Below are 9,528 nucleotides of genomic sequence, written 5' to 3'. Positions count from 1 at the left end.
ACCCTGGTCATTCACCGCCGTGACCACCTGCTCAGTCAAGCGGAGCGGTTTGCCTTGGTGTTGCAGGCCAGTCTGGCTGGCGCTAGGCTCGCTTTGCTGCTCGACAATGACCAGCATATGCCGTTCGATCTGCTGGAGCGGATGCCCTTGCAGCACCTGCTGCTGGGGCAGAGTCTGCTGCCCGGGCTGGAGGCCATGACGCCGGACTCCCTGCTGGGGCGCTTCATCAACCGGGCCAGGGAGCTCGGCATCGCCCTCTATCTGGATGATCCCTTCAACCTGCTTGATAACGAGTTGTGGCGCGATCGCGGCATGACGGGGCGCTGGTAACCCGTGCCTCGCTATCTATGCTGGCCTCCCGATGAGGCGCGCTTGCGCCACAGCCTGTCCGGCTGGCTGCATCCCACCTCGCGGGCATCCTTGCCGCTGATGATGGAAGTGGGGGGCATCCCCTGCCGGTTGCAAGAGCTGGCGGGGGCCGATCCCGAATCTATCAAGGCGGCTTATGAGGCGTTGAGTGAGCAGACCATTTACTTGCGTTTCATGCGGGCCAAACAGCCCCCAACCGTCGATCAGCTCGCCTTCTTTCTCGACTATCCCAGAGCGCCCCAGATAGGCTTGTTGCTCACCGATGGTCTGGGGCTGCCGCTGGCCCAGGCCCAATCCATCCGGCGGCGGCTGCACCCGGATCGGGCCGAGTTCTCCTGCCTGGTGGCGGATCACTTCCAGCACAGGGGGGCGGGCAGGCGCATCCTGCTGGCACTGGCGCTGCTGGCGCGCGCCGAAGGCATTCGGGAGTGGACGGCAGAGGTGCTGGCCCAGAATCGCCCCATGCTGGCACTCCTGCGCGGGCTGGGGCTGCCGCTCACTCTGGTGACGGGGCGGGAGCTGGTGTTTGTCCGACTCGATCTGAGCGTGCTCGATACCCTGTGACGCGGGTATCCTTATAAGACCAAGGGCGAATAGGCCTGTTTTTCGCTCTGTGCTAAGGTCAGCCTTGTATGCGGTGAGAGGGAATCCATCATGGTGCAGTCAGCTAAACACATCGTCATCCTTACCGGCGCCGGGATCTCTGCCGAATCCGGCATCAAGACTTTTCGGGCCTGCGACGGTCTGTGGGAAGAGCACAGGGTGGAGGATGTAGCGACCCCGGAAGGGTACGCGCGGGATCCCGCCCTGGTGCAAGGCTTCTACAACTCGCGCCGCCATCAGCTGCAGCAGCCGCAGATCCACCCCAATCCTGCCCACTATGCCCTGGCACGCCTCGAGCGCCTGTTGCCTGGCACAGTCACCCTGGTGACCCAGAATATCGACAACCTGCACGAGAGTGCGGGCAGCAAAAACCTCATCCACATGCACGGGGAACTGCTCAAGGCCCGCTGCCCCGAGTCGGGGCAAGTGATCGAATGGCTCGGCGATCTCCATCAGGATGAACTCTGCTCCTGTTGCCAGTTCCCCCAGCCGCTGCGCCCGCACGTGGTCTGGTTTGGCGAGATGCCGCTGGGGCTGGATCGCATCTATGGCGCGTTGGCCCAGTGCGACCTCTTCATCTCCATCGGCACCTCGGGGGCGGTCTATCCCGCCGCCGGCTTCGTGCATGAGGCCGGGCTGAATGGTGCCCATACCATAGAGCTCAATCTGGAACCGAGCGAGGTGGGCAGCCAGTTTGACGAGAAACGCTACGGGCCGGCCTCCCTGCTGGTGCCCGCCTTCGTTGACGAGTTGCTGCAACGTTGCGGTGTGCATCAACCCAAACAGATCGACGGTCACAACTGGATGGAGATGCGCGGATCCTGAGCTAGTGTGCAATGCCACAGTTGCAATGACATGGTGAAATCGCCACACTGGCAACCCAAATATGGGACGCAGTTGGCGCAAATCATCATGACCACAGTGAAGCAATGGATCGCTTTTTTCCTCCTCATGCTGGCCAGCGCCAGCGCATTGGCATCGATTCCCCTGATGACGCTGATGTTGTCCAATGGCAAGCAGCTCACGCTCGATGACGCGGCGCTGGACGCCCTGCCACAAACCGAGTTCACCACCACCACGCCCTGGACCCAGGGCTTGCACCATTATCGCGGCCCGACGCTGGCGGCCGTACTGGCGGCGCAGGGAATTCCGAGTGCCAGCAAGATTGCCGTCTCGGCCCTCAACGGCTATCAGCAGGTGGTGGATCTGGCCCTGTTTGACGGTGTGCCCCTGACCCTGGTCCGCCACGAGGATGACAAGCCGCTGACCCGGCGCAACAAGGGGCCGCTCTGGCTGCTGATCCCGTTTTCCAGCCACCCCAAACTGGACATTCCCCCCATTCATAACTGCATGGTCTGGCAGGTGACCCGCATCGAGATCATCGACTGATGGGTCGTCAGCGCCATAACCTGCTGCTGGTCTCGATCACCTTGCTGTTTCTGTTCTCCTCGGGTTGCGGGCTCTATCTGCAACACCGCCAGGAGCAACTGGTCGATACCTTCTATCGCAACATCCACTGGAACATCAGCCAGGTGATGCTGGAATCCCAGCGTTTCCTCTATGACTTGCGCCTCTATCGGGCCGGGCAGCTGGAGATGGCGACCTTGAGCCTCAATTACGATCTGTTGTGGAACCGGCTGGATATCTTCCTCATCAGCAGCGAGACCGCCGATGCGCGGGAACGTCACGGACTGGGCAAGGCGCTGGCCGAACTGTTCGAGCAGATAAAGCGACTCGAACCCCAGATACAGGCCGGGCAGCTGCAAGAAGGGGCCGGACTCGAGCGGTTGCAGGCCCAGATTGTCGAGCAGACCCGCCAGATTGAGCAGATTGGCGATCAGATCCTCTCCGGCCAGGAGCGGGAAGTCTCGGTCAACCAGATCCGCAGCAGCCTGTTCTGGCTGCAGATCTGGCAACTGATCCTGCTGGTGACCGGTGGGACTCTGGTGTTTGCCCTCATTCGTGCCAACTTGCAAAACCGGCGCCTCTCCCTGCTCGATCCCCTGACCCGGCTCGGCAATCGCCGCGCCTTGCAGGAACAGCTGGCACGCTCGCTGGACTCTTCCCATGCCCTGGCGCTGGTGGTGCTCGATCTGAAGCGCTTCAAGCAGGTCAACGATCTGCTCGGCTATCAGGTGGGAGACAGATTGCTGCAAACGGTGGCGGACAAGCTGCAGCAAGCCCATGGCGGTCATGCCTACCGGCTGGGAGGGGATGAGTTTGCTGTGATCCTGACCGCTGGGCGGCAGAGCATGGCTGCGCAGATCCAGGCGCTGATGAGCCTGCTCCATTTCGAGTTCGTGACCCGGGAGAGCAGTTTCGAGCTGGCGTGCCGGCTGGGGGTTGCCCAGGTGCAGGAGGAACCGGATCCCAAGCGGCTGCTGGATCAGGCCATTTTGGCTCTCAACCAGGCCAAGCGCGATGCCGATGGGGATCTCGCCTGGTTCGAACCCGGGATGCAGCTGCAGTTGCAACTGACCCAGCGCCAGCTGCACCAGTTGCGGGACTGGCTTGCAAACCTGGCGCCTTCTCCTCTGGTGGTCGATACCCAGCGGTTTGGCAGCGAGAGCGGCGCTGCGGCGACCGGTTTGTCACTGCGCTGGCAGGAGACACTGGCGCCTTGCGAGATGGGCTGGTTGCAGGAGGGCGGCATACTGGGGCCCGTGATCGCGCGGCTGCTGCAAGAGCATGATCAGCCTGCCGGCAGTGAGCCGCAGCCGCTGCTGATCGCGCTCACGCATCAGGCTCAGCTGGCCCATGTGCTGGCCTATCTGCCCGCGCTGGCCCATGTCGAACCAATCCTGCTGTTGCCAAGCCTGCAGCACGATGCCGCCCTGCTGGCCAAGCTGAACCAGTGCGCCTGTACCCTGGCGCTCTGCGACATTGGCAGCAGCACGCCGGGCTTGCTGGCGGCGGGCTGGCCATTGCGTTATTGGCTGCCGGTGGCGTCGGCTCATGCTGGTCTGCTGGAGCCGCTGGCGCAGAGACTGGGCCTGATACGCCTGGCCCCGGTTGCGCAGGTTGAGCGGCAGCAGTCCTGACTGGCTGCAATAAAAAGGGCGACCCATAGGATCGCCCTTTTTGCATGATGCGTTTAGAAAATCAGGGGGATGGGAAGGGCGCGCAGGATTGTCTGATCACCAAGTCAGGATCGACGGTGATCAGATGATTATCCACCGCCACCCCGTTGATCCGCGCCAGCAGCCGGGTGACGGCGAGGCGACCCAGCTCCTCTTTGGGCTGATTGATGGTGGTGAGCGGCGGTGACAGGTATTGCGCCAGCGCCACGTTGTCATAGCCGACGATGGAGAGATCCTGCGGTATGTTCAAGCCCGCCTGATGGGCGGCGCTGATGGCCCCCATGGCCATCATGTCGTTGAAGATGAAGAGGGCGCTTGGCCGTTTGGGCTGGGCCAGCAGCCGCTGCATGGCACTGAAACCACTGGCGCAGTCGAAATCGCCCTCCTGGATCCAGGCCGGATTGATGGTCAGCCCCGCTTCTTTCATCGCCTGCTCGAAGCCGGACTGGCGCTGATTGGCGGGGGCGCGACTGTGGGGACCCGTGATGCAGCCTATGTCGGTGTGACCGAGCGCCAGCAGGTGGCGGGTGGCCAGGTAGCCGCCGCGATGGGAGTTGTCGGCGATGAGATCCACGTCCTTGCTCTCCATGCCCCAGTCCATCACCACCACCGGCAGGCTCTTGAGCCAGTCGAGCTGGTTGAACACCTCCTGCTGCCCTTCGCTGCACATGATCAGCAGGCCGTCGACCCGTTTGCGCAGCATCATTTTCAGGTAGGAGAGGGCGGTTTCGGCCTGCCCCTCTGTGTTGCCCAGCATCAGGTTGTAGCCCTGCTCGAAGCAGTAGCGCTCCACCCCGCGCACCACCTCGGCGAAGAAGGGGTTGCTGGAGGTGGTGACCAGCATGCCGATACTGTTGGTCTCCTTCACCTTGAGGCTGCGGGCCACCAGGCTGGGGGCATAGTTGAGATCGCGCATGGCGGCGAAGACCCGCTCCCGGGTCTCCTCGGCCACGAAGCGGGTTTCGTTGATGACGTGGGAGACGGTGGTGGTAGAGACCTGGGCCCGCGCCGCCACCTCCTTGATGTTGGCCATCAGTGCCCCTGCGCAGTCTGGGCAAGCAGGAAGGTGTCGACCTCAACCTTGCTCGGGATCGAGCTCTGGGCGCCGAACTTGGTGACAGAGAGTGCTGCCGCGCCGTGGGCAAAGCGTACCGCGTCGTTGAAGTTCGCTCCGGCCAATTCTGCCGCCAGCAGGGCGCCGTTGAAGGTGTCGCCTGCAGCCGTGGTGTCCACCGCCTCGACCCGAAAACCCGGGATCAGTTGTTGCTGCCGGGCGTTGCTGCAATAGACCCCTTGCGAGCCCAGGGTGATCATCACGTCCGTAATCCCCATCTGGTGGAAGCGGGTGGCCGCCTGAGCTGCGCTCGCCTCGTCGGTCACCTTGACGCCGGTCAGCAGCTCGGCCTCGGTCTGGTTGGGGGTGATGAGATCCACCAGCGCCAACAGATCGGCCGGGAGCGGACGGGCGGGCGCCGGATTGAGCACCACCCGGGTGCCGTGGGATCTAGCCAGGCTGGCGGCCTCAAACACGCTTTCGAGCGGCACTTCCAGCTGCAGCAGCAGGGTATGGGCATCGGCAATCATGGCTTCATGGCGCTTGACCATGGAAGGAGAGAGGGCGCCGTTGGCCTCGGCGGAGATGCCTATGCTGTTTTCCCCCTCGTCGCTCACATAGATGATGGCGATGCCGGTAGGAAGCTGCTCGTCGAGTTCGACGGCGCTGACGTCGATGCCGTCTTTAGCAAAGCCCGTTTTCATCTGGTGGCCGATGGCGTCATCGCCGATGCGGGCGATAAAAGCGACGGGGGCGCCAAGACGAGCGGCGGCGACCGCCTGATTGGCGCCTTTGCCACCGGGGACGACTTGATAGCTGTGGCCGGTCAGGGTTTCACCGGGGCGAGGAAAGTGGGGAACGCGCAGCACATGGTCTGCATTGACACTGCCCAGAACAACGAGACGATTCATTCTTATCACCCTTGATTTGGAACATCTTGGCTTGAGTGGGCCCAAGCCAAGCAGCACGGTTAATCGAAGACAGGAGAGGCAAAGGGGGAGGCGAACCTCCCCCCATCAGCTTACTTGCTGACCACTTGCAGCGGGACCGGAATGGATTTTTCCACCGGCTGGCCCTTGAGTACCTTGTCGGCGGTTTCTACGCCGATGGCACCGATCAGCGCCGGCTGCTGAGCTACTGTGGCGGCCAGTTTACCCTTGGCCACGGCGGCCTTGCCATCGTCTGTGCCGTCGAAACCGACGATCATCACCTCTTTGCCGGCAGCTTGCACGGCGCGGATGGCACCCAGCGCCATCTCGTCGTTCTGGGCGAACACGGCCTGCACGGTCGGGTGGGCCGCCAGCAGGTTCTCCATGACGTTCAGACCCTTGGTGCGGTCAAAGTCGGCGGGCTGGGAGGCCAGCACTTCCAGCTTGTTGGCGGCCACGGCCAGGGCGAAACCTTCGCCACGGTCGCGGGCGGCCGAGGTACCGGCGATCCCTTCAAGCTGAATGACCTTGGCACCGGCCCCCAGTTTCTGGGTGATGAAGTCGCCAGCCAACTTGCCGCCGGCCACGTTGTCGGAGGCGATGTGGGCCTTGACGTCCCCCTGGGCCGCGCCACGGTCCAGGGTCAGCACCGGGATGTTGGCCTTGTTGGCCAGGCGGATGGCGTTGCCCACGGCCTCGGAGTCGGTCGGGTTGATCAGGATGGCATTGACCTTACGCACGGCGAGATCTTCCATGTTGGAGAGCTCCTTGGCCGGGTCATTCTGGGAGTCCAGCACCACCAGCTCGTAGCCAAGCTCCTTGGCCTTGGCTTCGGCCCCCTCTTTCATGGTGACGAAGAAGGGGTTGTTGAGGGTGGAGACCACCATGGCCAGAGTGTGATCGGCGGCCTGGGCTGTGCCCAGCACGGACATGATGGCGGCAGCGAGCAGGGTATTGAGCTTTTTCATCATTTCATTCCTTGTGTGTGCTTATTTGCTTTTGTTATCGATCATCACGGCGAGCAAGATCACGCTGGCCTTGGCGATCATCTGGTAATAGGACGAGACGTCGAGCAGGTTGAGGGCGTTGTTGAGGAAGCCGATGATGAGTGCCCCGATCAGGGTCCCCATGATGCGACCCTTGCCCCCCATCAGGCTGGTACCACCCAGCACCACGGCGGCGATGGCATCCAGCTCGTAACCCATGCCCGCAGTCGGCTGGGCCGAGGAGAGGCGGGAGGTGACGATAAGACCTGCCAGCGCTGAGAGGGCGCCGCACAGACCATACACCGCCAGCTTCACCCTGGCCACATTGATGCCGGAGAGGCGGGTGGCTGACTCGTTGCCGCCCAGAGCGTAGATGTAACGGCCGAGGCGAGTGTGGTTGAGCATGAACCAGGCCAGCAGGAAGACGATGGCCATCAGCCAGATGGGCACAGGCAGTCCGAGCAGGTAGCCGGTACCCAGCCAGGCAAAGTGATCGGCGCCGTCACTGAAACCGGTGGAGATGGGACGCCCCTCGGTATAGACCATGGTCACGCCGCGCAGGGCCGTCATGGTGACCAGGGTGGCGATGAAGGCCTGCACCTTGCCCTTGGCGATGATGAGACCGCTGACGCCGCCAAGCAGGGCACCGGCCCCCAGGGTGAGGGGCACCACCAGCCAGATGGGCAGCTCCATGGCCACCATGGTCGCCGCCAGGGCGCCGCACAGGGCCAGCACCGAGCCGACCGAGAGATCGATACCGGCAGTGAGAATGACCAGCGTCATGCCGACCGCCATGATGGCGTTGACCGAGGTCTGGCGCAGTATGTTGAGCAGGTTGTCGGCGGTGAAGAAGTTGGGGCTTAAGGCCGAGACCACGCCAATCAGCACCAAGAGGGCGACCAGGGATTTGTTCTCGATCCACCAGGCCTTGCTCATGATGCCGCGGCGGGGAAGGGTTTGGGTTGTCATTGGGAGGCCTCTTGCTCTGATTGCCACTGTTTACCGACTGCCGCCGCCATCAGTTTCTCCTGATTGGCGTCCGCGGAGATGAATTCTGCGCTGATGCGCCCTTCGTGCATCACCATGATGCGATCGCTCATGCCGAGCACTTCCGGCATCTCGGAGGAGACCAGGATGATGCTCATCCCCTCCTTCTTGAACTGGTTGATGAGCTGGTAGATCTCCTTCTTGGCCCCCACGTCGACCCCGCGGGTAGGCTCGTCCAGGATCAACACCTTGGGCCGTGTCAGCAGCCCCTTGGCGATGGCGACCTTCTGCTGGTTGCCGCCCGAGAGCAGCTTTATCAGCTGATCCTGACTCGGGGTCTTGATGTTGAACAGGCGCACATAGTCGCTCACCGCCTGCCGTTCGGCCTTGCCGTCAATCTTGCCGTGGCTGATGAACTCGCCGAGGGCGCACAGACTCATGTTTTCGCGCACCGACAGCTCCAGCACCAGGCCATCTCCCTTGCGATCTTCGGAGATATAGGCGATGCCGGCGGCCAGCCCATCGGCCGGACTGCGCGGCACCAGCGCGTGGCCGTCAACTTCCACTTTACCGGCGCTGATGGGGCTGGCACCGTAGATAAGCTTCATCAACTCGGTACGGCCAGATCCCATCAGGCCGCTAAAGCCCAGAATTTCACCCTGACGCAGGGAGAAGCTCACCCCGCGCACGCCGGGGCCGGCCAGATCTTTCACTTGCAGGCTGACGGGGCCGAGCTCTCGTTGCAGACGGGGATACTGCTCTTCCAGCCGACGACCCACCATCATCTCGATGATCCTGTCTTCATCGAGCTCGCTCACCGCCTTCTCGCCGATCCACTTGCCATCCCGCAGCACGGTAACCCGGTCGCAGATCTGGAAGATCTCTTTGAGGCGGTGGGAGATGTAGACGATGCCGCAGCCCTGCTGACGCAGCTCACGGATAACCACAAACAGCTGATCGGTTTCGGTGTCGGTCAGTGCATCTGTGGGTTCATCCATGATGATGACGCTGGCATCGAACGACAGTGCCTTGGCGATCTCCACCATCTGCTGCTCGCCAATCGACAAATCCCCGAGCCGGGTGTCCGGCCCGTGCTTGACGCCGAGGCGGCCCAGCAGGGTGCTTGCCCGCTCGCGCAACTGTTTGTGGTCGATGCTGCCAAAACGGGTGCGCGGTTCGCGGCCGAGAAAGATGTTGGCGGCAATCGACAGCTCCGGCAGCAGGTTCAGCTCCTGATGGATGATGCTGATCCCCTGATCCTGGGAGTCGCGGGGACCCTTGAAGTGCACCGGTTGGCCGCGATAACTGATGCTGCCCGCATCGGCCTGATAGATGCCGGTCAGCACCTTCATCAGGGTGGACTTGCCGGCGCCATTTTCGCCGAGCAGGGCCATCACCTGGCCCGGGTATACCTTGAGGCCAGCCTCATCGAGAGCACGTACACCGGGGAAGGTCTTGACGATCCCGGTGAGCTCGAGAATGGGTGAGGGGGAGGAGGTTGTGCTCATTTGCAGCTTCCT

9 protein-coding genes and 1 pseudogene are annotated in these 9,528 nt (G+C 62.7%); 5 read left to right on the top strand and 5 right to left on the bottom strand.

Annotated elements, in window-relative coordinates; translation table 11 throughout:
- From BN1128_RS03985 to BN1128_RS03965, 5 genes and pseudogenes are all read left to right on the top strand, one after another.
- A pseudogene (locus tag BN1128_RS03985) lies at positions 1 to 330 on the top strand (response regulator); the annotation flags it as partial.
- A gap of 3 nt (positions 331 to 333) precedes the next feature.
- Positions 334 to 933, top strand: a complete 600-nt coding sequence (locus BN1128_RS03980; protein ID WP_042866457.1) for a GNAT family N-acetyltransferase — start codon at positions 334 to 336, stop codon at positions 931 to 933.
- A 90-nt stretch (positions 934 to 1,023) separates the two neighbouring features.
- Entirely contained in the window at positions 1,024 to 1,797 is a 774-nt protein-coding gene (cobB, locus tag BN1128_RS03975) for a Sir2 family NAD+-dependent deacetylase (protein ID WP_042866455.1), read from the top strand.
- 87 nt (positions 1,798 to 1,884) lie between these two features.
- Positions 1,885 to 2,361 (top strand): putative pterin-binding protein, encoded by a 477-nt coding sequence (locus BN1128_RS03970; protein ID WP_042866493.1) that lies wholly within the window; start codon positions 1,885 to 1,887, stop codon positions 2,359 to 2,361.
- On the top strand, positions 2,361 to 4,013 hold the full coding sequence (locus BN1128_RS03965; RefSeq protein WP_042866454.1) for a GGDEF domain-containing protein: 1,653 nt from the start codon (positions 2,361 to 2,363) through the stop codon (positions 4,011 to 4,013). The genes BN1128_RS03970 and BN1128_RS03965 overlap by 1 nt, the downstream gene beginning before the upstream one ends.
- 61 nt (positions 4,014 to 4,074) lie before the next feature.
- Here BN1128_RS03965 and BN1128_RS03960 read toward each other — a convergent pair whose 3' ends face one another.
- From BN1128_RS03960 to rbsA, 5 genes are all read right to left on the bottom strand, one after another.
- The gene (locus BN1128_RS03960) at positions 4,075 to 5,085 is read right to left on the bottom strand and encodes a substrate-binding domain-containing protein (protein ID WP_042866452.1); all 1,011 of its coding nucleotides are present in this window, start codon (positions 5,083 to 5,085) and stop codon (positions 4,075 to 4,077) included.
- The gene (gene rbsK / locus BN1128_RS03955; protein ID WP_042866451.1) at positions 5,085 to 6,017 is read right to left on the bottom strand and encodes a ribokinase; all 933 of its coding nucleotides are present in this window, start codon (positions 6,015 to 6,017) and stop codon (positions 5,085 to 5,087) included. Before rbsK ends, BN1128_RS03960 begins: the two co-directional genes overlap by 1 nt.
- A 110-nt stretch (positions 6,018 to 6,127) precedes the next feature.
- Positions 6,128 to 7,003, bottom strand: a complete 876-nt coding sequence (gene rbsB, locus BN1128_RS03950) for a ribose ABC transporter substrate-binding protein RbsB (protein ID WP_042866450.1) — start codon at positions 7,001 to 7,003, stop codon at positions 6,128 to 6,130.
- A 21-nt stretch (positions 7,004 to 7,024) separates the two neighbouring features.
- Entirely contained in the window at positions 7,025 to 7,990 is a 966-nt protein-coding gene (rbsC, locus tag BN1128_RS03945; RefSeq protein ID WP_042866449.1) for a ribose ABC transporter permease, read from the bottom strand.
- Positions 7,987 to 9,516: a ribose ABC transporter ATP-binding protein RbsA gene (rbsA, locus tag BN1128_RS03940; protein ID WP_042866448.1), complete on the bottom strand. Its 1,530-nt coding sequence runs from the start codon at positions 9,514 to 9,516 to the stop codon at positions 7,987 to 7,989. Before rbsA ends, rbsC begins: the two co-directional genes overlap by 4 nt.
- Positions 9,517 to 9,528 lie beyond the last annotated feature (12 nt).

Source organism: Aeromonas piscicola (assembly GCF_000820005.1).
In the GTDB taxonomy this organism is placed as follows: domain Bacteria; phylum Pseudomonadota; class Gammaproteobacteria; order Enterobacterales; family Aeromonadaceae; genus Aeromonas; species Aeromonas piscicola.
This window is presented reverse-complemented; position numbering and strand designations above follow the sequence as displayed.